Annotated in this window: 17 protein-coding genes; 4 read left to right on the top strand and 13 right to left on the bottom strand. The window is 66.6% G+C overall.

The annotated features are described in order from the left end of the window. Window positions 1–14 precede the first annotated feature (14 nt). Both HMPREF3067_RS08995 and HMPREF3067_RS09000 read right to left on the bottom strand, forming a co-directional pair. Window positions 15–848: an SWIM zinc finger family protein gene (locus tag HMPREF3067_RS08995; RefSeq protein ID WP_070769391.1), complete on the bottom strand. Its 834-nt coding sequence runs from the start codon at window positions 846–848 to the stop codon at window positions 15–17. Window positions 849–860: 12 nt separating this feature from the next. Then, window positions 861–3,950: a DEAD/DEAH box helicase gene (locus HMPREF3067_RS09000; protein WP_070769392.1), complete on the bottom strand. Its 3,090-nt coding sequence runs from the start codon at window positions 3,948–3,950 to the stop codon at window positions 861–863. Window positions 3,951–4,404: 454 nt separating this feature from the next. On the opposite strand from HMPREF3067_RS09000, the gene putP reads away from it, so the two are divergent. Continuing rightward, window positions 4,405–5,970 carry a sodium/proline symporter PutP gene (gene putP / locus HMPREF3067_RS09005; RefSeq protein ID WP_083319241.1) on the top strand — a complete coding sequence of 522 codons (1,566 nt, stop codon included), beginning with the start codon at window positions 4,405–4,407 and terminating at the stop codon, window positions 5,968–5,970. 115 nt (window positions 5,971–6,085) lie between these two features. Here putP and HMPREF3067_RS09010 read toward each other — a convergent pair whose 3' ends face one another. From HMPREF3067_RS09010 to HMPREF3067_RS09040, 7 genes are all read right to left on the bottom strand, one after another. Then, the gene (locus HMPREF3067_RS09010) at window positions 6,086–6,529 is read right to left on the bottom strand and encodes a DUF2269 domain-containing protein (protein ID WP_070769393.1); all 444 of its coding nucleotides are present in this window, start codon (window positions 6,527–6,529) and stop codon (window positions 6,086–6,088) included. A gap of 120 nt (window positions 6,530–6,649) precedes the next feature. Next, the gene (locus HMPREF3067_RS09015) at window positions 6,650–7,162 is read right to left on the bottom strand and encodes an HNH endonuclease family protein (RefSeq protein WP_246819282.1); all 513 of its coding nucleotides are present in this window, start codon (window positions 7,160–7,162) and stop codon (window positions 6,650–6,652) included. Window positions 7,163–7,355: 193 nt separating this feature from the next. Then, the gene (locus HMPREF3067_RS09020; protein ID WP_070769395.1) at window positions 7,356–9,314 is read right to left on the bottom strand and encodes a DEAD/DEAH box helicase; all 1,959 of its coding nucleotides are present in this window, start codon (window positions 9,312–9,314) and stop codon (window positions 7,356–7,358) included. A gap of 74 nt (window positions 9,315–9,388) precedes the next feature. Further along, the gene (gene hutI, locus HMPREF3067_RS09025; protein WP_070769396.1) at window positions 9,389–10,588 is read right to left on the bottom strand and encodes an imidazolonepropionase; all 1,200 of its coding nucleotides are present in this window, start codon (window positions 10,586–10,588) and stop codon (window positions 9,389–9,391) included. A 56-nt stretch (window positions 10,589–10,644) separates the two neighbouring features. Continuing rightward, window positions 10,645–12,321 (bottom strand): urocanate hydratase, encoded by a 1,677-nt coding sequence (locus tag HMPREF3067_RS09030; RefSeq protein ID WP_070769397.1) that lies wholly within the window; start codon window positions 12,319–12,321, stop codon window positions 10,645–10,647. Between the two features lie 282 nt (window positions 12,322–12,603). Further along, window positions 12,604–14,193, bottom strand: coding sequence for a histidine ammonia-lyase (hutH, locus tag HMPREF3067_RS09035; RefSeq protein WP_083319242.1), 1,590 nt, complete (start codon window positions 14,191–14,193; stop codon window positions 12,604–12,606). 165 nt (window positions 14,194–14,358) lie between these two features. Next, the gene (locus tag HMPREF3067_RS09040; RefSeq protein WP_070769398.1) at window positions 14,359–15,102 is read right to left on the bottom strand and encodes an IclR family transcriptional regulator; all 744 of its coding nucleotides are present in this window, start codon (window positions 15,100–15,102) and stop codon (window positions 14,359–14,361) included. A 61-nt stretch (window positions 15,103–15,163) separates the two neighbouring features. On the opposite strand from HMPREF3067_RS09040, the gene hutG reads away from it, so the two are divergent. Further along, complete coding sequence (hutG, locus tag HMPREF3067_RS09045; RefSeq protein ID WP_070769399.1) at window positions 15,164–16,150, top strand: formimidoylglutamase; 987 nt, start codon at window positions 15,164–15,166, stop codon at window positions 16,148–16,150. 28 nt (window positions 16,151–16,178) lie between these two features. On the opposite strand, the gene HMPREF3067_RS09050 is transcribed toward hutG, so the two are convergent. Together HMPREF3067_RS09050 and HMPREF3067_RS09055 are read right to left on the bottom strand one after the other, a co-directional pair. Next, window positions 16,179–17,495, bottom strand: coding sequence for a YjiH family protein (locus HMPREF3067_RS09050; RefSeq protein WP_070769436.1), 1,317 nt, complete (start codon window positions 17,493–17,495; stop codon window positions 16,179–16,181). 747 nt (window positions 17,496–18,242) lie between these two features. Further along, window positions 18,243–19,517 (bottom strand): MFS transporter, encoded by a 1,275-nt coding sequence (locus HMPREF3067_RS09055; RefSeq protein ID WP_070769400.1) that lies wholly within the window; start codon window positions 19,515–19,517, stop codon window positions 18,243–18,245. Window positions 19,518–19,622: 105 nt separating this feature from the next. Between HMPREF3067_RS09055 and HMPREF3067_RS09060 the strand changes: the two genes are divergently transcribed. Beyond that, window positions 19,623–20,129 (top strand): hypothetical protein, encoded by a 507-nt coding sequence (locus HMPREF3067_RS09060; RefSeq protein WP_070769401.1) that lies wholly within the window; start codon window positions 19,623–19,625, stop codon window positions 20,127–20,129. Between the two features lie 321 nt (window positions 20,130–20,450). Here HMPREF3067_RS09060 and HMPREF3067_RS09065 read toward each other — a convergent pair whose 3' ends face one another. Continuing rightward, a complete protein-coding gene (locus HMPREF3067_RS09065) occupies window positions 20,451–21,263 on the bottom strand; it encodes a DNA primase (protein WP_070769402.1) in 813 nt (270 codons plus the stop codon). Window positions 21,264–21,317: 54 nt separating this feature from the next. After that, window positions 21,318–23,000: a carboxylesterase/lipase family protein gene (locus HMPREF3067_RS09070; RefSeq protein ID WP_070769403.1), complete on the bottom strand. Its 1,683-nt coding sequence runs from the start codon at window positions 22,998–23,000 to the stop codon at window positions 21,318–21,320. Window positions 23,001–23,116: 116 nt separating this feature from the next. On the opposite strand from HMPREF3067_RS09070, the gene HMPREF3067_RS09075 reads away from it, so the two are divergent. Beyond that, window positions 23,117–23,881 (top strand): hypothetical protein, encoded by a 765-nt coding sequence (locus HMPREF3067_RS09075; protein WP_070769404.1) that lies wholly within the window; start codon window positions 23,117–23,119, stop codon window positions 23,879–23,881. Window positions 23,882–23,940 lie beyond the last annotated feature (59 nt).

Below are 23,940 nucleotides of genomic sequence, written 5' to 3' on the forward strand. Positions count from 1 at the left end.
CCCGTTTAAAGAAGCTAGCGGGTGGTCAGGTGGTGGTACATGTCCTCGATATCGGAGAGCGAGCGCAGCAAATCCACGTTGGTGTGCGAGACCGCCCGCATGGCCTTGCGCAGTAGATCCGGGTCGGAATCCTCCAGTGCCGGTGCGACCTTGGGCCGCGGCAGGTCCGGCAGCTGTCGCCCCTTCCAGAACAGGTCGTTGCGCTCGTCGTTGGTCAAGCCGGCATCGTTAGCCAAGGCATCCTGGGACGCGGCCTGCGACTCCTCCAAGACCGCTTGCTCCAGGGTCAGGAAATTCAGGCCGCGGAAGGCAAAGACCACCGACGCGTCGGCGTCGATACGGCTGGCCAGGCGATCTGCCACGGCCACCACGTGCTTGCAGACCGGGGTGGAATCCGGGCAGGAGCAGCTCAGCCGCAGGTCGTCGGCCGTGGGGGCGAAGAGCAGGTCGAGGACCTCTTCGCTTAAGTGGCCCTCGTGGGCGTTGCGCAGGGCGTTCGGGGTGCGCGCCAGCAGCTCGTTGATGCGCGCTAGGTCGTCGTTGGAGCGGTACGGCAGCTGCATCAGGACCGTGAAGGGCTCGTTTTGGGAGCCGGCGACGCGGCCGTGGATGGCGCCGTTGCGCACGTCGAGGCCCACCACGTGCCCGGCGCGCGCGTACTGGCGCCCGCGGGTGAGCCGGCCGTCGTCGGTGGCCTTGCTGATGACGGACCAGACGCGCTGGGCGGCCGGGGAGAGCACAGGCCCGGTAGCCCCGCTGCGGGTTACCTTGTTGGTCTCCTCCGCCGTGGTCACGCGCTTGCGGGTGCCGAAGTTGGCGTAGATGACGTTGTCTTTAGACACGCTCATGTCCTCGTCCTCCTACTCTCTGCCCCGGTAGCTCATCAGGGAAGCCAGCTGCTCCGGATCCAGCTCGGTGAGCCAGCCTTCGCCCTCGCCGACCACGGAGCCGGCCAGGTTGGTCTTGCCGTCCAGGATATCCTGGATGCTCTCCTCCAAGGTGCCGGCGGTGATCATCTTGTAGACCTGGACGTTTTTACGCTGGCCGATGCGGAAGGCGCGGTCGGTGGCTTGGTTTTCCACCGCGGGGTTCCACCAGCGGTCCATGTGCACCACCACGTTGGCGGCGGTCAAGTTCAGGCCCGTGCCGCCGGCCTTGAGCGACAGGATCATCGCCGGCGGGCCATCCGGGTCTTGGAAGTCCTCGACCATCTGGTCGCGTTTGTTCTTGATGACCCCGCCGTGCAGGAACGGGATTTCCCGCCCCAGCTGCTCACTCAGGTAGGGCTTCAAAATATCGCCGAAGGCGCGGTACTGGGTGAAGACCAGCAGGCGCTCGCCGGCCTGGATCGATTCGTCGACAATCCGCATGAGCTCGGCGACCTTCCCGGAGCGGTGCTTGCCCTTGATGGTCACCGGCGAGCCGTCGCCTAGGAAGTGGGCCGGATGGTTGCAGATCTGCTTGATGCGGGTCAGCGAGGACAGTACTAGCCCGCGGCGGGCCATGCCCTGGCGCTGTTCGAGTTGGACCTGGACGTCGTCCACGAAGGCCTTGTAGAGGGAGGCCTGCTCGGCGGTCATGGACACGGTGAGGATCTGCTCGGACTTCTCCGGCAGGTCGTCGATGATCTTCGGGTCCGTCTTCAGCCGGCGCATGATAAACGGCGCGGTGAGCAGGCGCAGGCGCTCGGTCATGGTGGGGTCCTGCTCCCGCTCGATGGCTTTAGCGAAGTGGTTGCGAAAAAAGCTGGTCGAGCCCAGGATGCCGGGGTTGCAGAAGTCCAGGATGGAACGCATCTCCGACAGGCGGTTTTCCACCGGCGTGCCGGTCAGCGCAACGCGGTGGCGCGACGGCAGGGAGCGCACTGCCCGGGAGCTGCGGGTCGCGGAGTTTTTAATCGCCTGCGCCTCGTCGAGGACCACGCGGTCCCACTCGACTAGGCCGAGCTGCTTGAAGTCGCGGCCGACGGTGCCGTAGGAGGTGATGACCAGGTCGGCATCGGCAGCCGCGGTCAGCAGCTCCTTATCCTTCAGGCGGCCGGATCCGTGCTGGACCAGGACGGTGAAATCCGGGACGAAACGCGCGGCCTCGCGCGCCCAGTTGCCCACGACGGACGTCGGTGCGACCACCAGGGTGGGGCCGAGCTCCTTGCCGTCCTTGCGGGCCTTTTCCTTTTCGACCGCCAGCAGGGTCAGCAACTGGAGGGTCTTGCCCAGGCCCATGTCATCGGCCAGCACGGCGCCGATATTGTTCTGCGACATCCAGTACAGCCAGTCGACGCCGCGGCGCTGGTATTCGCGCAGCTCCGCATGCACGGTGTCCGGCACCGCGACGCGCTGCGGGGCGATGGTGTCCATGCCTCCCAGCAGGCCGTTGAACCACTTCGAGCCGGTAAATTCGATCGGCTCGTTGGCCATGGATTCCAGGGCCAGCTGGCGCAGCTCGGCGAGGGTGACCTCGCCGAATTCGTCCGTGTCCTTGTCCGCTTGGTTGAACTCGGCGAGCTGGCGCTCTACGTCGGCGACCAGCTGCTCCCAGCCCGGCGTTTCCAGCAGGCGGGCGCGCTCGGCCTCCTTGGCGGCCGCCTCCAGCTGTTTCTTCCGGCGCTTGTAGGCCGTCTGGTTGAGCTTGTCCATGTAGTCGGTAATGCGGCTGAGCGCCTGCGTGTCCGCCATGACCCACTCGCCGCGTAGACGGATAAGCCCCGACTTGGAGTTGACCAGCTCCTCCATTTCTTGTTCGCTCAGCTGCACGTCGCCGACGGAGATGTGCCAGTCGTATTCGACCAGCTTCTCCAGGCCCACCTGCGACTTGGTGGCCGCAACCGCGGGGTCCGTGACCTCGCGGGTTTCCAGCTGGGCCTTGGTTTCCGCCTGCGCCCAGGCCTTGGGCAACATCACAGTGAAGCCGGCGGCCTTGAGTGCGGAGACGTCGCTGCCGATGAACTGCACCAGCGCGTCCGTGCTCAGGTAGACGTCCCAGTCCCCGGCGTTGTCGTACCAGCGGGGTGCGGGCCGCGAGGAGCTGGGGTTGAGCGCGGGGGCAATGCCGATGGCCCGGCGCTGCGAGTCGCGCAGCTTCTCCACCGAGCGGGCGTCGAGCTGATCGACGCGGATGGGCTGCGGCGAGTCCGTGCCGGAGCGGACCCGCAGGCGCACTGGCCACACCGCCTGGGAGGGCTCCAGTAAGGTCTCTTCTTCGCCGGGTTCCTCGACGATGATGACCAGCTGCAGGTCGACCGAGGCGATCGAGTCCTTCCACTCATTCAAGCCCCGCAGCAGCTGCGCCCGGCCGCGCTTAATGGGCGAGGTGGTCAGCATGGCCTGCGCGAAATCGTGCCAGGCGTACGGGCGCGGCGTGTGCAGCAGGTCTTTGAGCTCCATGAAGGCGATCCAGTGGGTGAGCTCATCGATGAGGTCGTCCGACAGGGACCGGTTATTGATGGTCAAAATCCCCGGGGCCGCGGCGATCATCTCCGCCAGCCAGCCGCGCTCCCCCAGCCCGGCGGCCAGCTGCCACATGGGGAACCACTCGCCCGCCTGGTAGGACAGGCGGATGGTCACGCGCCCCGCGCGCACGAACTTGGCCAGCCCGCGGTAGGCCCGGATGAGCCAATAGAGATCTGGGGCAATAGAGGCGCGTTGTTCGGCGGTCGCCGCCGGTGTCCGCTCGTCCAAGAAGGATAACTGGGACAGCGCCACGATGGCGTCCTGCGGCCCGAACATGGCCATCGGCGCCATGAGCGAGACGTCCTTACCCTTCGGCGTGCGCAGCGAGACCCGGGCGCGGTTGCGGAAAGACTTCTTGGAAAGCAGGCTCTCGACGGCTTCTGGAAAGGTCCCTTCCGGCACGGAGGCGGGCGTAACGATCTTGTGCCCCTCCACCTGTTCGACCCACAGGCTAAACCCAGACACAGGCAGCCACAGGCCGTGCAGAAGGTATCCAGACATGCCGAATAGTCTAACACCGATGGCCTACACGCGACCTTTTCCGCCAGCCACACTGTTTGGGGGCGTTGGCCTGCCGCCCCCACTTAGATGCCCACTTAGGCCACTGGCCAGCACAGATGCCTACCCTCCTTTGAGGGGAGGAAACGGGGCGTTTTCCGCGCAAACGACGGTGGGACGCCCACCACCTGCGATTGTTACCGTCTCGTTATAAACGGTGGTGAACCTCCTCATTGCTTCATAAAACCCTTCCACGCACCTGTGAGGGGGAGTTTCATAGCTTGGGCAGTTCTGTGAGTCTCGTTACCCTTGTTATGTTCCGCAGGTCATACTCCCACGGCACCACCTGGGAAAAAGACTCTGTAGGCAACCGTTCTTTCCTGCCCCTGGGCCGCTTGAGCTTTATCGCGCCCGGGTGGCGCACTGTTTTACACATCAATTACTGCAAGGAGCCTTCGTGGATACCTCAACCTGGTATGTCATCGCGATCATCATTTATATCTTCGCGATGCTCGCCATCGGTTACTGGAGCTACAAGCAAACCGATCAATACGACGACTACGTTCTGGGCGGGCGCGGGCTACACCCCTTCGTAGCGGCCCTGTCCGCGGGCGCCTCCGACATGTCCGGCTGGCTGCTCATGGGTCTGCCCGGCGCCCTCTTTCTCACCGGCATGTCCGAGGTCTGGATGGCCATCGGCCTGACCTGTGGTGCCTGGGCTAACTGGAAGTGGGTCGCCCCGCGCCTGCGCGCCTATTCGGAGGTGGCCGGAAACTCCATCACGGTCCCGTCCTTCTTCGAAAATCGCCTGCGCGACAAGTCCCGCCTGCTGCGCATTATCGCCGCGCTGATCATCATCTTCTTCTTCACTTTCTACGTCTCCTCCGGCATGGTCTCCGGCGGCCGCTACTTCGAGTCCACCTTCGGCGGCGACTACCTGACCGGCATGCTGATTATCGCCGCGGTCACCGTCGCCTACACCTTCGTCGGCGGCTTCCTTGCCGTGTCCTACACCGACGTCGTCCAGGGCGTTTTGATGTTCTGCTCGCTCATCATCGTGCCCGTCATGGCGATCATCTCCCTGGACAACCCGTCCGATATCTTCTCCTTCGCGGCGGAGAACCCGTACGCCACCAACGGCGTGCTGGAGAACCCGAACTACTTCTCCCTGGTCTCCGGCGTGACCGCGGGCGTCATCATCGGCAACGTCGCCTGGGGCCTAGGCTACTTCGGCCAGCCGCACATCATCGTTCGCTTCATGGCGTTGCGCAAGCCCTCCGATGCCCGCCAGGGCCGGTTCTACGGCGTGACCTGGATGGCCCTGTCCGTCCTCGGCGCCATCTTCGTGGCCCTGTCCGCCACGGTCTTTTTCACCCAGAACGACTACTCCATCACCGACCAGGAGAACTTTGAGACCGTCTTCCTGGACATGGCCCAGGTCATGTTCCACCCGCTGCCGGCCGGCCTGGTACTGACTGCGGTGCTAGCCGCCATCATGTCCACCATGTCCTCCCAGCTGCTAGTGGTCTCCACCTCGCTCATCGAGGACCTGTGGAAGATCTTCTCCAAGAAGTCGCCCTCCCAGGGCCTGCTGATCAACCTCTCGCGCACCGCCGTCGTCGCCGTCGCGGTGGTTGCCGCCCTGCTGGCCATCAACCCGTCGGATTCCATCCTGGGTCTGGTCGGTTTCGCCTGGGCCGGCTTCGGCGCCGCCTTCGGTCCGCTGGTGCTTTTGTCCCTGTACTGGAAGCGCCTGAACGCCACCGGCGCCATCGCCGGCATGGTCGTCGGCGCGCTGACCACCATCATCTGGGGCAACATCCCGGCGCTGACCGAGACGCTCTACGAAATCGTCCCGGGCTTCGCCCTCTCGCTCATCGTGACCGTCGTGGTCTCCCTGGCGACCAAGCAGCCGCCGAAGGAAGTCCAGGACGAGTTCGACCAGGCAGAAAACCTCGTCAAGATCGTCTCCAAGGACGAGGACGTCGCCTTCGAGGACGCCGCCCAGCAGGTCAAGGACTAGTTCCGTCTGACCCGCACGGCGCCTTCCCAAACAGAAGAAAAACCCCGCCTTCCCCGCCGCGTTCGTGCGCGGTCAGGAAAGCGGGATTTTTGCTTGCCGATGCCCCTTTAAGGTCTTAGAGGAACATCAGGATGGCGATGACAACCCACAGCAGGTTGAAGATGCCGCTGAACATGGCCAGCTGCTTCTTATTCTTGGCGAAATCGGTGGTGCCCTCACCGGCCAGGGCGGCCATGGCCTGCTTCTGGCGCGGGATGATCAGGAAAAACAGCAGCGCCCAGGCGATAATCGCCAGCACGATGGACGCGTGGAACTGGCCCTGGGTGCCGTAGGTAGACATATCCATCAGGAAGACGGCGATACCCAAAATCGGCACGATCGCGGAGATATAGCCGTAGGAATTGGTGATGTTGTGCAGGGTGCGGGTGGCACCGAGGGCCTTGTCGTCGCCCTCGGCGGCCTTCAGCATCTGCGGGCCGAACTGCGACGTCGCCACGGTGACCGGGCCCAACAGCAAGATCGCGGCGATCACGTGCGCGGCGATGAACAAAGAAGTCATAATAGTTGCTCCAGAACCTTTCTCACGGGTTTTTGCGACGGCTAAGGGAAAGCGCCGCTCATAGGAAAACTGCCGTGCATGGGACACGGCTTCCGCAGTTAACCCTATCGTTAAACCGGGTCAAATGGTCAACCGGCACTGCGCCCGCATGACCTGGACGTCCCGCCGCGGCAGGGGCAGGCCGTATTCCGCGGCGACAGCCGCCAGCCGGCGCACATACCAGCAACGCTGCCCCGCCGCCGGGGGCAGCCACCGGGCCGGCAGATCGTCGGACTTGTCGCGATTGACCTCGTCCCGGGTCACCACCAGGTTAAGCGGATCGTTGGCAAAGTCCTGCCGCCGCTGCGCCGACCAGGTGTGCGCGCCCAGGTCCCACGCGGCAGACAGCGGGAAGACGTGGTCGACCTCCACCGGGATATCCCCGCGGCGCAGGGGCACCTCGGTGTCGGCATAAGGATCGTGGAGACTGCCCCGGCTGATGTCACAGGCGCCGCTGCGGCGCAGCTGCGAGGTCTGCTCCAGGATGGCGACCTCCCGGGTGGTGCACGCCGACCGCGGGGCCGCAGCCCACCCGGAACCGAAGGCCTCGCGCTCGTAGCCCAGCACGCGCTGGCGCTGTTCGATCGCCTCCACCCGTGCCAGGCTAGCGCTAAGCTCCGGTAGCCCGTCGGGCGCCGCGGGCTTAACAAACGGGGCGACTTGCGCGCAGAGGTAAACCAGAGTGCACAGACAAAGGAACCACAGGAAACGTTGGCGCATGCCTTTATAGACTGCGCCGGGCTTCCTGTGGTTCCCTGGCTGGCTGTGGAGCTCTCCGGTTAGCGTGCTAGTCGTGCCAGCGGCCGCGGCCGCCCTTGTCGCCGCGGCGTCCGCCGTCGCGGCGACGGCCCCCGCGGTTGTCGCGGTTATCGTCGCGGTGGAATCCGCGGCGCGGCGGGCGCCCGGTGTCCTTCTGGATGTTGATGAGCTGCCCGGAGATCCGGGTGTCCTTCAACCGGTCCAGCACGGCCGGGTCCAGGTTCTTCGGCAGGTCGACCAAGGTGTGGCCAACCGCGATGGTGATCCGCCCGAAGTCCTTGGAGGACAGGCCGCCCTCGTTGGCGATGGCCCCCACGATGGCCCCCGGGCGGACGTTCTGGCGCTTGCCCACGTCCAGGCGGTAGGTCTCAAAGTCGCCGTCCGGGCGCTTCGGGCCGCGGTCCCGGTCGCGGTCCCTAAAGCGGCCGCCGCGCTTGTCGCCGCGGTCGCCGCGATCGTCCCGGCGGAAGCGCTCCTTGTCGCGCTTGTCCTTCTTGCTGACCGGCTGTTCCTTCATCAGGAACTCAGAGCCGGCCTGCAGCTGTACCGCCAGGGAGGCCGCGATGTCGTCCATGCCGACGTTGTTGACCTCGGAGTACTTGCGAACCAGGCCGCGGAAGAGCTCCATCTGCTTGTCGCCCAGGGTCTCCGTGATGGACTGCGCGAACTTCTCCTTGCGCTTGACGTTGACCTCGTCGACGGTGGGTAGCTCCATCTCCTCCAGCCGCGCGTTGGTCACGCGCTCGATGGAGCGCAGCATACGCCGCTCGCGCGGGGTAACGAACAGGATGGCCTCGCCGGTGCGGCCGGCACGCCCCGTGCGGCCGATGCGGTGGACGTAGGACTCCGTGTCGTTCGGGATGTCGTAGTTGACCACGTGGGTGATGCGCTCGACGTCTAGGCCGCGGGCGGCCACGTCGGTAGCCACCAGGATGTCCAGGCGGCCGTCCTTGAGCTGATCCACGGTGCGCTCGCGCTGGTTCTGCGCGATGTCGCCGTTGATAGCGGCGGCGGAATAGCCGGCATCGGACAGCTTTTCGGCGACCTCTTCGGTCTCGTGCTTGGTCCGGCAGAAGACGATGATGGCGTCGTAGTCCGTGACCTCGAGGATCCGGGTGAACGCGTCCATCTTCGCGCGGTGCGGGGTCAGCAGGAAGCGCTGCGTGATGTTGTCGTTGGTGCGGCGCTCGGACTTGACGGTCACCTCGGCCGGGCTGTCCAGGTACTGCTTGGACAGGCGGCGGATGCTGTTTGGCATGGTGGCCGAGAACAGCGCGACCTGCTTGTTATCCGGGGTGTCTTCTAGGATGCGCTCGACGTCCTCCTGGAAGCCCATGTTCAGCATCTCATCGGCCTCGTCGAGGACCAGGAAGCGCAGCTGGGACAGGTCCAGCGACCCCTTCTCCAGGTGGTCGATGACGCGGCCCGGGGTGCCGACGATGATCTGGGCGCCGCGGCGCAGGCCGGACAGCTGGATGCCGTAGGCCTGGCCGCCGTAGATCGGTAGGACCTCGATGTTGCCCAGGTGATCGGCGAAGGACTGGAAGGAGTCCGCGACCTGCAGGGCCAGCTCGCGTGTCGGAGCCAGCACGAGGGCCTGCGGGTGGCGGGCCTGCTCGTCGATGCGGGCCAGGATCGGCAGCGCGAAGGCCGCCGTCTTGCCGGTACCGGTCTGGGCGAGGCCGACCACGTCGCGGCCTTCCATCAGGATCGGGATGGTTTCCGCTTGGATGGGAGAAGGGGTGGTGAAACCAACGCTGGCCACGGCGTCAAGCACTTCGCTTGGCAGGCCTAGGCCGTCAAACCCCTGGGAGTTGTCATTGGCCGAATCCTGGGATTCGGCGCCGGCGCCCTCAGAAGCTTGCGCAGCCCCGGTGTTCTCCGCAGCTTCTGCTGCCACACCTTGCGCGTTGTCCTGAGATTCCGACTGTTGAGAAAATTCTTCCGGCTCGTTGACGCCGCCGGTGGCGTTATCGGTAATGCTCATTGCCCGCCCAACATTACGCTAATGGGCGGGCAAACACCATTGGGACTAGCCCCGGCGCGTTGGGGCCCGGCCGGCTAGCTGTTCTCGGCGACCAATTCCCCGGCTACGTAGGTGCGCCACGTGGCCGGCATGCCCGGGCGGTACGCCAAGTTAATGGCGTTTTCCGCGGTCAACACGTGCAGGTCTGCGGCCGCGCCGACCACCAGCTGGCCCTTGGCCGGGCGCCCGGCTGCGTCCTTGCCGCCGTCGACGGCGTGGCGGCGCAGCGCCTTCGCCCCGCCCAGGGTGGCCGCGGCGATGGCCTCGTCCAGGCTCAGGTGCTGCTGGAGCACCGCCGTGGTCACGCAGAAATTCATCGAGGAGGTATAGCTCGTGCCCGGGTTCAGGTTAGAGGCGATCGCGACGGTCACGCCGGCATCGATGAGCGTGCGGCCCGGCGCGAGCGGCTGCCTGGTGGACAGATCGCAGGCCGGCAGCATGGTCGCCACAGTCTCCGAATCCGCCAGGCGCGCGATGTCCGCGTCGCTTAAGTAGTTGACGTGGTCGACGGAGGCGGCACCGAGCTCGACGGCCAGCGCCACGCCCGGGCCCTCGCCCAGCTGGTTGCCGTGCACGCGCAGCCCCAGCCCCGCGGCGCGGCCGGCCTCCAAGACGCGGCGGGATTGTTCCTCGTTGAACGCGCCGCGCTCGCAGAAGACGTCGATCCAGCCGCAGTAGGGCGCGACTTTGTCCAGCATCGGCCCGACGACCTGCTCGACGTAGGCCTCGGCCTCCTGCCCCGGCGGCACCAGGTGCGCGCCGAGGAAGGTCACCTCGTCCACGTACTGGCTGGCCACCCGGGCGGCCTCGACCTCGGAGTCCACTTCCAGGCCGTAGCCGGTCTTGGTCTCGAACGTCGTGGTGCCGCCTGCGTGCCCGGCTGCCACGCGCTCGCGCACCAGCTGGCTCAGCCGCTCCGCGCCGGCCGAGCGCGTGGCCTCCATGGTCACCGCGATTCCGCCGGCTGCGTAGTCGCCGCCGGCCATCCGGGCCTCGAATTCCTCGGCGCGGTTGCCATCGAAGACCATGTGCGTGTGGGAGTCCACCCAGCCGGGCAGGACGGCACGCCCGCCCAGGTCAACGGTCTCGGCGTCTGCGTATTTCCCGGGCAGCTCGGCGGCGGGGCCGACCCAGGCGATGGTGCCGGCGTCGTCAGCCACCAGCGCGGCGTCAGTGATGGTGCCGGCTTCGGCTACCGTGCGGAGCTCGGAAATATTGCGAAATACCTTGGTCATGCGTCCTGCCTTTCTGCAGCGGGCTTGGTCGAGGGGGCAAACGGTGCTTTGTCGCTTTAGTCGCGGGACTTAAACTCCATCGGAATGCGCACGCCGCGTTCTTCGGCGACGTCGTGGGCCCGAGTGTAGCCCGCGTCCACGTGGCGGATAACGCCCATGCCCGGGTCGTTGGTCAGCACCGAGCGCAGCTTGGCGGCGGCCAGCTCGGTGCCGTCGGCCACGCTGACCTGCCCGGCGTGGATGGAGCGGCCCATCCCTACGCCGCCGCCGTGATGGATGGAGACCCAGGTCGCCCCGGAGGACACCGCGGTCATCGCGTTGAGCAGCGGCCAGTCGGCCACCGCGTCGGTGCCGTCCAGCATGGCCTCGGTCTCGCGGTACGGCGAGGCCACGGAACCGGAGTCGAGGTGGTCGCGGCCGATGACGATCGGAGCGGAGATCTTGCCCTCGGCGACCAGCTCGTTGAACCGCAGGCCGGCCTTGTGGCGCTCGTTGTAGCCCAGCCAGCAGATGCGCGCCGGCAGGCCCTCGAACTCGACGTATTCCTCGGCGGCGTCCAGCCAGTTGTGCAGGTGCTCGTTGTCCGGGAAGAGCTCCTTGAGCGCCTGGTCGGTGACCTTGATGTCTTCCGGGTCGCCGGACAGCGCGGCCCAGCGGAACGGGCCCAGGCCCTCGCAGAACAGCGGGCGGATATAGGCCGGGACGAAGCCCGGGAACTCGAAGGCGCGGGTGTAGCCGGCGTGGCGGGCTTCGTCGCGGATGGAGTTGCCGTAGTCGAAGACCTCGGCGCCGGCGTCCTGGAATTCGACCATGGCCTGGACCTGGCGGGCCATGGACTCGCGGGACTTCTTGGTGAAGGTGGCCGGATCGGACTGGGCCTCGGTGTGCCAGTCAGAGACGGTGATTTCGGTCGGCAGGTAGCTGAGCGGATCATGCGCCGAGGTCTGGTCGGTGACCACGTCCACGGTCAGCTCGCCCGCCCGCTGGCGGCGCAGGATCTCCGGGAAGACGTCCGCAGCGTTGCCCACCAGGCCCACGGATAGGGCGCGCTTTTCTTCCTTGGCGGCCAGGGCCAGCTTGAGGGCCTCGTCCAGGTCGGTGACGACCTCGTCCAGGTAGCGCTTGGACTGGCGGCGCTTCAGGCGGGTCTCGTCCACGTCGACGATGAGGCACACGCCGCCGTTCAAGGTCACGGCCAGCGGCTGGGCGCCGCCCATGCCGCCGCAGCCACCGGTCAGGGTAAGGGTCCCGGCGAGCGTGCCGTCGAAGCGCTTGCGGGCCACGGCCGCGAAGGTCTCGTAGGTGCCCTGCAGGATGCCCTGGGTGGCGATGTAGATCCAGGACCCGGCGGTCATCTGGCCGTACATCATCAGGCCTTCGGCCTCCAGCTCGCGGAAGTGCTCCCAGTTAGCCCAGTCGCCGACCAGGTTGGAGTTGGCGATCAGCACGCGCGGGGCCCACTCGTTGGTCTTGAACACGCCGACTGGCTTGCCGGACTGCACCAGGAGGGTCTCGTCCGCCTCGAGGTCGCGCAGCGTGTCCACGATGGTGTCGAAAGCCTCCCAGCTGCGGGCAGCCTTGCCGGTGCCGCCGTAGACCACCAGGTCCTCGGGGCGCTCGGCCACCTCCGGGTCCAGATTGTTCATCAACATGCGCAGCGGGGCCTCGGTGGCCCAGGACTTGGCGCTAATTTCGGTCCCGCGCGGGGCGCGGACTTCACGAGCTTCCGACATTTACTATTCCTTCCTCTGAATTCCGGCGGCAGGTCAGCACGCGCTTGCCGATGCCGCCTCGCCTTCCCCGGGGCGTTGGGGACCGGTTTCCCGGGGCTGTCTCCCCGATTACCCCTGAAGTGGGTGGGCGGCACCGCGCACATGCACGGAGGTGGAGCAACCACATGTGGGATTGTGCTCCACCGCGTGCCGTGCAATAAAAGTAACCCGCGTCATACTAAAAAGTCCCGTACCCGAGGACCTAGCTGTCTCAGATACGGGATTGCGCTGGTGTACGCTGGTTTATTGCAGCTGGCCGACCGCGGATTCGGCCGCCCGCAGGAAGGTGCCGTCCTGCACCATCTGCACCGCAGCGGCGATTTCCGGGGCCAGGTAGCGGTCCGGCCCCGCCCCCGGGACCCGTTCCCGGAGCGCTGCCACCACCGCGGCCACGCCGGCGCCGGGGGTGGTCCCCCGCAGGTCGATGCCGCGTGCCGCAGTCAGGATCTCAATCGCCACCACGCGCTGTGCGCCGTCGATGCCGCGCCGCAGCTTGCGCGCCGCCGACCAGCCCATGGAGACGTGGTCTTCCTGCATGGCCGACGACGGGATGGAATCCGCCGACGCCGGGGCCGCCAGGCGCTTCAGCTCGCCGACGATGCCGGCCTGCGTGTACTGCGCGATCATGTGGCCGGAGTCCACGCCCGGATCGTCCGCGACGAACGCGGGCAGGCCGCGGTTGCGTGCCACGTCCAAAAAGCGGTCCGTGCGCCGCTCCGAGACGGAGGCGAGATCCGCTACCACGATCGCCAGAAAGTCGAGCACATAAGCCACGGGCGCGCCGTGGAAATTGCCGTTGGAGACCACCCGGCCGTCCAGGGCCACGACCGGGTTGTCTACCGCCGCGGCCAGCTCGTTGACGGCCACCTGGCGGGCGTGCTCCAGCGTGTCCCGGAAGCCGCCGGCCACCTGCGGGGCGCAGCGCACCGAGTAGGCATCCTGGACGTGCGACTGCGCGAACTCGTCGTGGGCCTGGGACAGGTTCTCCGATGCGGCGGCCAGCGCGCGGACGTTCGCCGCCGCGGCGGCCTGACCGGGGTGCGGGCGTAGCTGCTGCAGGTCGTCGGCGAAGACGTCGAGGCTGCCCTGCAGGCCCTCCAGCGTCAGCGCGGTCGCGATATCCGCCTGCCGGGCCAGCGCCTCCAGGTCCGCGATAGCCAGGCACAGCTGTCCCAGCATCCCGTCGGTGCCGTTGATCAGCGCCAGGCCCTCCTTCTCCCGCAGCTGCAGCGGCTGGATCCCGGCGCCCTCCAAGGCCTCGGCCGCCGGCTGCCGCTTGCCCTCCACGCGAACCTCCCCCTCGCCCAGCAGCGCCAGGGCGCAGTGCGCCAGCGGGGCCAGATCGCCGGAGCAGCCCAGCGAGCCGTACTCGTAGACCACCGGCACGATCCCGGCGTTCAGCGCCGCCGCGTAAGTGTCCACCACGACGGGGCGCACGCCGGTGCGCCCCGTGCACAGCGTGGACAGACGCAGCAACATCAGCGCGCGGATGACCTCTTCTTCCACCTCTGGCCCCGAGCCGGCCGCGTGGGAGCGCACCAGGGACAGCTGCAGCTGGGCGCGCTTTTCGGCGGGTATATGCCGGTGGGCCAGCGCGCCGAAGCCGGTGGAAATCCCATAGACCAGCGTCTCCGCAGCGGCCAAGTCTTCGACCCGCCGCCGGGTGGCCGCCACCTCTTCCCGCGCGTCCGGGGCCACCGTCACGCGTGCGCCGTGGCGGGCCACCGCCACGACCTCGGCGATACTCAGCCCGCCGATCCCTACTTCCACTTCCCTAATATCTCTGCTATCTCCGCCCGTGAAAGCGGTCTTGTCAGCCTTAAATTCAGCCATGGTCAGTTGTCTCCTTCTCGTAGCCTGGACCGTCCCCAGCCTTGTGCGCCGCGGAACGCTACTTCCAGACACTAACCCCAATTTGTGTCATTTACCGCACGTTTGGCTGAAAATGCTGTGCCTCTCTTTGGCCGGTTGTTCCGTGGGCGGTGGCCTTTGCCCTCACTACCGGGAGCCGTACATCCGCGCCGCTATCTGACGAGCAGAGGACTGCAGGTGGTCGAGGACGGCCGCGCGGGTGGCATCGCCCAGCCGGCCCACCCCGAAGGTCACCGCCAGGCTGGCGGCCGGGCGCGCCAAGTGATCCAGCACCGGCACGGCCAACGATGCCTGACCGCGCGAGATCTCCTCCGTCTCCTCCTCCCAGCCGCGCTCGCGTACCTGGGCCAAGCGCTCGCGGAACTGCCGCAGGCTACCCTCTTGCCCCGCGGTGGCGAAGGTGGCACGCGCCTCGGCCTCCGGCAGGTAGGCCAGCATGACCCGGCCGGAGGCCGAGCGCAGCGCCTGCAAGCGCACACCCACCTCCGTGACCAGGGAGACCGCCCCGGGGCTGCGGACCTCGTGCAGGTAAACCACCTCCGAGCCCGCCAGCCGAGATAGGTGCCCGGACCCGCCCGCCAGGTTCGCCGCCTGCTCGACATAGCGGTGGCTCATCCGCACCAAAGGCTGCTGCGTCGTATACGCCGAGGCCATCGCGTACGCCGCCAGCCCCAGCCCGTAGGTTTGGTTCTCCGACAGGTGCACCACGAAGCCCGACTCCACCAGCTCGTTGAGCAGGTGATAGGTGCTCGACCGCGGCAGATCCAGTTCGCTGCGAATACGCGCGGCCGAAATCGGCACGTCGATGGTAGACAACAGCGACAGAATCCGCAGGGCATTGTGGGCGGCGGGCACCTGAATCTTTCTCACGCGACAATTGTAGGAAATTTCCCCGCAAACTCGCGGTACAAAGCGCCTACAGTGGAAGGCTATGAACACCATCAGCGACCAACCGCTCTTTGCCCCCGCCCCCGAATGGACCGGCCGCGACGACGGCCCCGGCCCCGAACACGCCCGCTGGCACAGCGTCGTCCAGCCCCTGCCGGCTGACGGCGCCGCTTCTGCTACCGATGCCACCGTGCTCATCGGTTACGCCTCCGACGAGGGCGTACTGCGCAACGGCGGCCGTCAGGGAGCCGCCGCCGGCCCGACCGCGCTGCGCTCCGCCTTGGGCGGCCTGGCCGTCCACGACTCCTTCCCCCGCTTCGACGCCGGCACCGTAACCACCCAGAACGACGATCTGGAAGGCTCCCAGGCGGAACTGAGCCGGCGCGTCGGCGACATCGTCGGCAACGGCAACCTCGCCGTGGTGCTGGGCGGCGGGCACGAAACGGCGTTTGCCACCCACTGCGGCGCCTTCCGCGGCAATAGCGAGCAGCCGCTGAAGATCGTCAACCTCGACGCCCACTTCGACCTGCGCACCGCCGACCGGGCCACCTCCGGTACGCCGTTCAAACAGATCTCCGAGTTCGTCCAGAACGCCTGCCCCGACCAGCCGGCCGCCTTCGACTACTCCGTCTTCGGCATCTCCGAGGCCAACAACACCGCGGTGCTGTTCAACACCGCCGACGAGCTCGGCGTGGAGACCGTCCTCGACGAGGACCTGATTGATCTCAGCCCCTCCCAGGCCGCCGGCCTGGTGGCCAAGTCTGTGCAGAACCAGCCGGCCATCCACCTGTCCATCGACCTCGACGTCCTGCCGGCCGCCGCCGCGCCGGGCGTGTCCGCCCCGGCATCGTTGGGCGTGGACTTCGCCAAAATCCGCGCGATGGCACTCGCCGCGGCGGCCACCGGCAAGCTCCGCTTGGTCGACGTCGTCGAGCTCAACCCCGACTTCGACGTCGACGACCGGACCGCCAAGCTGGCGGCCCGGCTCATCGCCGATATCGTGGCCACCCACGCGTCCGCCCACGCTTAAAGCCCCCTTGGCTTTAAGCCCCCAGGCTTTAAGTCCCGAGCCCTAAGACCTCGAAGAGCACGTAGGCGATCGGGGTGGCCAGCACGATGGTCAGGGCCACCCGCTCGAACCAGATGGACAGCATGTGCCAGAGCTTGATCGGGATCTTGGTCGCCAGGATGCAAGGCACCAGCGCCGAGAAGAAGATAATCGCCGAGACCGAGACCACCCCGATCACGAACTTCAGCACCAGGCTGGACGAGTCCGCCACCGCAGTGGCCGGCAGGAACATCTCCGCCACGCCCATCGCCGAGGCCTTGCCGGCCAGCACCGGCTCCGGCAGCCGCACGATCCAAGCGAACGGGTAGAACAGGTAGCCAATCCACTCGAAGATCGGGGTGAACCGGGCCAGCAGCAGGCCGATGAGCCCGACGGACATGATGGAGGGCACGATGGCCCCCGACAGCTTCAGCCCGTCCAAGAAGTTTTCGCCGATGCCCTTGCGCAGCGACGGCGCCGTCGCCAGCGCCTGCAGGGCCTCGCGCCAGGCTTCGCGGAAGCGGTTGCCCTGCACGGTGCGCTCCGGGTCCGGCTCAGCGGAGTGGTAATACTCGTCCGGGATGGTGCGCAGCGGCGGAATACGCACGGTCACCGCGGTGACCAAGAACGTCACCACCAGGGTGACGGTGAAATAGATGCCCCAGATATTCATGATGTCCAGCGACTTGGCGACGATGACCATGAAGGCGGCCGAGACCGTCGAAAAACCCGTGGCCACGATCGAGGCCTCGCGCGCGGTGTAGCCGCCGCTCTGGTAGACGCGGTCGGTAATGAGGATGCCCAGGGAATAAGAGCCGACGAAGGACGCGACGGCATCGATAGCCGAGCGCCCCGGGGTCTTCCACAGCGGGCGCATGATGGACTGCATGAGCACCCCGACGAATTCCAGCAGGCCGTAGCCGATGAGCAGGGCCAAAAACGCCCCGCCGATAGGAACGATCAGCCCGACCTGGACCGCGATCTTATTCCACAGGAACGGGACCAGATCCTCCTCGCCTAGGACCCACGGTAGCTTGTCGATGACCATCAGGAAGCTGACCACCAGCCCCACGACGTTGAGCACCGTGAAGACCGCCTGGAGCGGGCCCTGCTCCCAGTTCTTATTGGCGATGGAGCGCCACGTACCGTAGGCGGCCAGCGCCAGGATGATCCACGGCACGACCCCGGGCAGATACTGCTGGATGATGGTCACCAGGTGATCCAGCGGGATGGACTGCTTCCCGTCGTAGGTGACGGGGAAGAAAAAGACGAAGGCGCCGATGGCGCTGTAGACGAACAGGCGCCACTTGCCGTCCACCCGCGGCAAGGGGGCGGCTTCGACCCGCTCATCGGCGGGCGGTTGGGATTGAGTAGTCACTGCTTACTCCTGGTCGATCGGGGTTTCGACGGGCCCGAAAAGCCACGAGAAGCGCGCACGCCAATAGGGGGCATACGGCCCTCCCGGGTTTTGGGCAACCGGGTTGAGGTCTGTGATGCCCGCGCGACAGCCAGACGCGAGTAGCACTAAATGTAACCTAGCGCACTTTCAATGTCCAGTAGGTTCCCAATTACTAGACTGGGCAGCGCCCCCATCCCCTATCCGCACCACGCACACCCGCACCTTTCGGTAGAAAACTCGGGAATAACATGACCACCATGAAGGCAATCCGCCCCATCGGCCTGCACGCTTCCCCGAGCTCAAAGACATCGAACGCCCCACCCCAGCACCCACGGAGGCCCTGCTGAACGTCGCCGACGCCGGCCTGCCCCCTACCGCGCCATCAAGAAGGCCCTGCCGACGCTCAACCAGGGCGGCCAGTACGTCCTGGTCATCGGTCTGGGAGGGCTGGGTACGAGTTCGCCTGGTTGACCTCGCCGCGCGAGACCGAGCTGATTTCCACCTACTGGGACACCCTGCCCGAGCTGCACTGGCCGGTCGAGATCTTCCGCGACGGCTACCTCGAGCCGATGTAGACCACCTACCCGCTCAGCGAGGGCCTCGAGGCCTACCGCAAGCTGCAGGCGGGCCAGGCCTCCGGCCGCGCCGTCATCGTCCCACACGGTAGCGACTAGGCTAACGATGCCTCCGCGGCCGCCGCGGTCCCCCAATCAGGCGCGGGATAACCCGCAGCTTGGCCGGGGTGGCAGGCAGCGGCTCGCGGGAGAAAGCCCACGCGACAACGCCCATAAGCGCTACCGCCCCACTGACCGCGAAGGCGGTCTTAAAGCCGTAGATATCCGCCAGCGCGCCCACCACGACGGGCCCGAAGATGGAGCCCAAATCCATGGCCATCTGGAAGGTGGAGAGCACCTGCCCACCGGAGCGCTCAGAACCGATGATGTCGGCCAGCGTGGCCTGCTGGGCGGGGTTAATGAACCCGGCCGCGGCGCCGGTCAACACCGAAAACCCAATCAGCAGGGGCAGCGAGTCCGCGTGCCCCAGCAGCCAGGTGAAAACGGCCGAACCGCACAGGCCAACCAGGATCATCGGGCGGCGGCCAAAGGTATCCGCCCAGCGGCCGGAGAACTGCAGGACCACGGCGTTGCCGGCGGCAAACGCCGCCAGTGCGTAGCCCGCGGCGGCGGAGCTGTTGGCAAAAACCGCGGCGGCAAAGAGCGGGATGACCGACACGCGCACCCCCATATTCACCCAGCCATGGGCGAAGCTGGAGGTCAGCGCGGCCCGAAAGGCGGTGTCCTGCCAAGCCTGCGAAAGCTTCATCGGCGGCAGGCTGGACTTTGCGGTGGTCTCTCCCGCCGAGCGCGGCATCAGCCACCAGACCACCCCGGCTGCCAGCGCCACGCCCAGGCCGTAGATGAAAAACGGCCAGCGGAAGCCCAGGAACGCCAACCCGGCGCCCAACAGCGGCCCGGCGATATTGCCCAGCAGGAACGCGGTCCCGTACAACGCCGAGCACCGGCCGCGAATCTGCGCCGGCGACAGGCTGACAATGAGCCCCATGGCCGATACCGTGAACATCGTCGAACCAATCCCGGCCAGAAAGCGCAGCGCGATGATGTGCCAATAAGCCTGGGCCAGCGAGACCAAGCCCGTCATCACCGCCACGGTCAAAAGGCCCGTCAGATAGATCCGCCGGGAGCCAATCCGGTTAATCAGGTAGCCCGAGGCCGGGGCGAAGAGCAGCCGGGAGGCGGAAAAGATCGACACGACTAGGCCCGCCGCGGCCATCGAAACGTCGAAGCTCACCACGAACTGCGGCAACAGCGGCGCGATCAGCCCATAGCCCAGCGCGATGATGAAGGCAGCGGCCACCAGCACCCAGATCTGCCGGGGAATGGCCGGGGTGGCTGGGCTGGACTGCGGGGAATCTGACACGGTATCTGACATGGTAAATCCCTAGCTTAGCCGGTGGCCCCAAATCCGCCAGACCAATTCGAACACGAGTTCTATTTTCCGCGGGCTGTGTCCCGTCGAGCCACTAACGTTTCCGGCATGAAGAACACGAACTACCGCCCCCAGCCCACCGCCACCTCGACCGTCTCCCCTAGCCGCTTGGCCTCCGAAATCCAGTTCACCGCTTGGGAGGAAACCCGGGCACTGACCAGCATCATGCGCCACCCGCGCTCGCTGGCGCGGCCGCTGGTCAACTGGCGCCCGCCCTCGGTCTCCCTGCCACCCGTGGCCGGCAGCCCCGGGCTCAACGTGGCCATCACTCGCCACCGCGTCGGCCCCCGCGCCAAGGCCCGGGCGAAGGGCTACGGCGCCGAGCGCGAGCCCGCCTACGTGGTCTCCCTCCGCTTTACCCACGCCGGCGGCGACTTCGTCGACAGCACCACCCCGGAGGCCTGGGTCCGCGCCGTCATCGACAAAGAGCTTATCGATGCCGTCCACGAGCTCAGCTCCGGCACAGCCCACACCTTCATTTGGCTGGTCGACCGCGACTTCCGCCCCGTCCATTCCCCCATCTCACTGTTCACCGGCTTCGACCAGGCCGCCTAACCGGCCGATGGTTCAGCGTTCGGTTAGCGCCCACCTAGCGGCCGGTTAGCAGAAAAATCCGTCAGGTGGCGCAGCCCCACGGCGTTGGTTTCAGAGTGCGGCCGCAGCCGGGGCGGGCACGAGGCCAGCCCGGTAGCCAAGCCGATGGCTCACCCGGCGCCCAGGATGCGCAAGACCGAGGCACACCACCCGCGCTTTGCCGCCGCGCCGAAGAGCAGCTCGGTCAACGCCCCCCACAGAGGCGAATGCCAGGTGAGCCGGCGACCCACACGGCGATGAGCAGCGCGGTGGCTACGCCGACGACAGCCTTCCGCCAGGCCATCAGTCCTCGCCGGTGGTGTCCTCGTAATCGGCGAAATCGGCATCGTCGACGTCCTCGCCGAAGATGTCGTAGACATCCGGCTCATCGAATTCACCCGCGTCGAAGGAGACCAGCTGGGCCTCCCAGTCAAGCGCCTGCTCGGAGACCAAGCCCAGCACGTCGAAGAGGCGGTCGAAGTCCGTGTAGGTCCCCAGTTCCAGGGCCTCGGCTGGCACCTCGATGATAGGCGCGCCCTCGGCCAGCTCGCCGCTCTCGAAGAGCGCGATCCGGTCTTCTTCCACGATGCCCTCGGCCTCGCCTTGGTCCCAGGCCTCCGAGATGGCCTCGTCCTCGGCGGCGTCGAGCTCGTCCTCGTCGAAGTCGAAGGCTAGGAAACGCACGATCGCCTGCGGGATTCCGTCTACGGTCTCCACGAGCACGCGGAGCTCGGAGTCCTCGCCCACCTCGGCGACGACCAGGTTCGGGTTGAAGGAGTCCTGCTCGAATTCCAGGTCAGAAATCCGCTCGTCGGTGCCCTCGATGAGGTCCCGCAGGACCGTGACCACCTGGTCGGTGGCGATGTGGCGGGCGACCGCCTCGGTCGCGTCCTCGACGGAAAACGCCACCGAGACCAGCACTGCCTCGAAGTTCTCGTCATCCTCGTCGACGTCCGCGGCAGCGATGTAGACGTTGGCAGCGGGCAGCAGCGGGTCAATCTCCACGAACTGGATCTCCAACTCCGCGGTAATCGGGACGAACAAAACGTCGTCGTTGACCCGGGATTCAATTCCTTCGGCGTCCAAGGCAATTGCAATATCTTCGAAAAAGCTCATGTTCAGCAATCCGTCCTTGTGTTTAGGCAGTGGTGCACCGGCCCTAGCCTACCGCTAATCGGGTTCGCTCGTGATGAAACCCAGTTCCGCCAGAAGCTCCGGGCGGCCCGCACCCCATTCCAACATGGAATAGTCCTCCCAGGCACGGCGCTGCTCGGCCTTGGGGTCGTGGTCCACGCGCGGCGGGATGTCGAAAACCTGGGTCGCGCGCAACTCGGATTCTTCCCCGCCGTCCACCCGGTAGCGCGGCCAGCTGGGTGCCGGCTCCGACTCCCAGATGAACCGCGCCCAGTGTTCCTGCATCAGCTGGGTCATCGACTCCCCCGCGCCCCCGTTGCCCAGCTTGGTCACCAGCGACATTCGCGAAGAATTCGGATCCCCGAAGACGTTGGACAGCTCCAGCGAATGCACCGCGCCGAGCCCCAGCCAGCGCAGCGCCATCGGCGTGTAGTCGAAGCGGTACATCCACGTCGGGTAGCGCTGGGCGTGAGCACCGGCGGCGCGTACGGTGGGCGCCCAGAAGAGGGCATCGGAAAGCAAGTCAGCGAAATCCCGCCGCCCTTCGGCCCGGCCGTAGGCGTCCACGACCTGCTCGGCGTTGTGTTCGTCGAAAGAGCGCAGCAGCCGCAGCCCGGCGCGGGCGCGGGAGCCCTCCCGCTGGAACAGGTACTTCGCGAAGCTGGTCTCGCCCGAGTTGGTTCCCACCAGCAGCGGCACGCCGGCCTGGGTGCCCTTCTCGAAGGCCTCCAACGGGTGCACGGGCAAAACGTCGTCGTCGAGCGTGGGCGCGTAGCAGGAATTAAGGTGCAGCAATTCTCCGGCGCGCCACATCATCGACTGCCCGGCACGCACCAGGTCCGGCCACCCCTCCGCGCGCAGCTCTTCGATGCCACTTCCCCGCGGCAAGGCCAAACGCTTGACTAGCTCGCGCGCCCACAGGGTCGACTGCGCGCGGGAATGAATCAGCCCGATGGGTGGCGACTGGGCGATGGCCTTGTGGAAAAGCCCCTGCGCCGCCGGACTCGTCATGAGGGAAAGCACCGCGGCCGCCCCGGCCGACTCGCCCATCAGCGTGATGTTGTCCGGATCCCCGCCGAACTGGGCGATATTGTCCCGCACCCATTCCAGCGCCAGCAGCTGGTCCAGCACCGCTGGGTTGGCCACGCACTCGCCGGGCAGGCTGCGCAGATCCAGGTAGCCCAGCGCGCCGAGCCGGAAGTTGATGGAAACATAGACGACGTTCATCGACTGCGCCAGGTGGAAACCACGCAGCATCAGCATGTGCGACGAGCCCATGATGAAAGACCCGCCGTGCAGGTAAACCACCACCGGCAAGCGCTGCGTGCCCGTGGGCCGCACCACGTCTAGGTTCAGGCAGTCCTCGCTGCCGATGACCCGCTCGGTCCAAGAATAGGTCGACTGCGGCGCCACCTGGCCGAAGTCCCGGCATTCGCGCACGCCCTCCCAGGCCTCCACCGGCTCAGGGGCGCAAAACCGCCCGGTGCGTGCGGTGTCCTTGCCGAAGGGAATGCCCTTCCAGGAGCTGACGTCAAGCCCGTCGTCGTCATGCTCGCGCTTGCCGTGGACCCACCCGGCCGCAGTCCGGATGGTTAGCCCGTCCCCGGGGTGCGCATGGGCGGCTGCCTGGGCTGCGGCGGCGCGGGCATGGGCGGCCGCCGCTTGCCGGCGCGCGGCAGCGACTGATTCTTCTTCCCACTCCTCGTCCCAGGGCCCCATGGATTCCAGCGTAGTAAGCTCGCATCGGGTTTGCGCAACCTTGCGCCCGCTTAACGATGCCCCACCGCTCTTTCCCCTAGGGTGGTATAGGACCTATTTATCGGAGGAGACGAAACGTGTTTGGAATTGGTAAGAAGGACAAAGAAGGCGGCGCCGTCGACACCGTCACCCCGGAGGAAGCCGCGGCAAACCTGGAACGGTACGACATCGACCCCGATCACGCCGACAAATGGACGGCCACCCTACTCAAAAGTCTAGATAAGGCCGTCAAGATCCAGGCCGGCACCATCGTCAAATACGTCGAGTCGGTTAAAAAGCGCAACCCGACTGCCACGCCGGAGCAGCTCCAGGAGATTATCGACAAGCACTTCCGCAACATCACCACCGGAACGGGCGCGGGCGCCGGCGCGGCTGCCTCTGTCCCGGGCGTCGGCTTTTTCACCGGCGCGGCCGCCATCGGGGCGGATTCGTTGGTCTTCCTGGAGGCCGCCGCCTGGTACATCCTGGCCTCCGCGCACCTGCGGGGCATCGATGTCAGCAACGAGGAGCAGCGCCGCGCGCTGGTGCTGCTGGTGCTGACTGGCTCGAAAGGCTCGGCCATCGTCGACACCATCGTCGGCGACCTGGGCCAGGGCGCCAGCCTGTCGAGTGCGGCATCGCTCACGCGTTTTTCCGCCCCCACCCTGTCCGGGATGAACGCCCGCCTGGGCAAGCTGTTTGCCAAGCAGATCACCAAGCGCTTCAAGTGGGCGTGGGTCTCCAAGCTGATGCCACTGGGAATCGGCGCGGTGTTGGGCTCGGTGGCCAACCGCAAGCTGGCTCGACAGGTCATCGATCACGCACGCGCCAACCTCGATCCACTGCCCGCTATCAACAATTAAGAAGCGAGATTGTCAGCGCGGTTGCGCCCCGTATCATTGGGAGCGAACCACTTTGCTGG

Source organism: Corynebacterium sp. HMSC04H06, assembly GCF_001815935.1.
In the GTDB taxonomy this organism is placed as follows: Bacteria; Actinomycetota; Actinomycetes; order Mycobacteriales; family Mycobacteriaceae; genus Corynebacterium.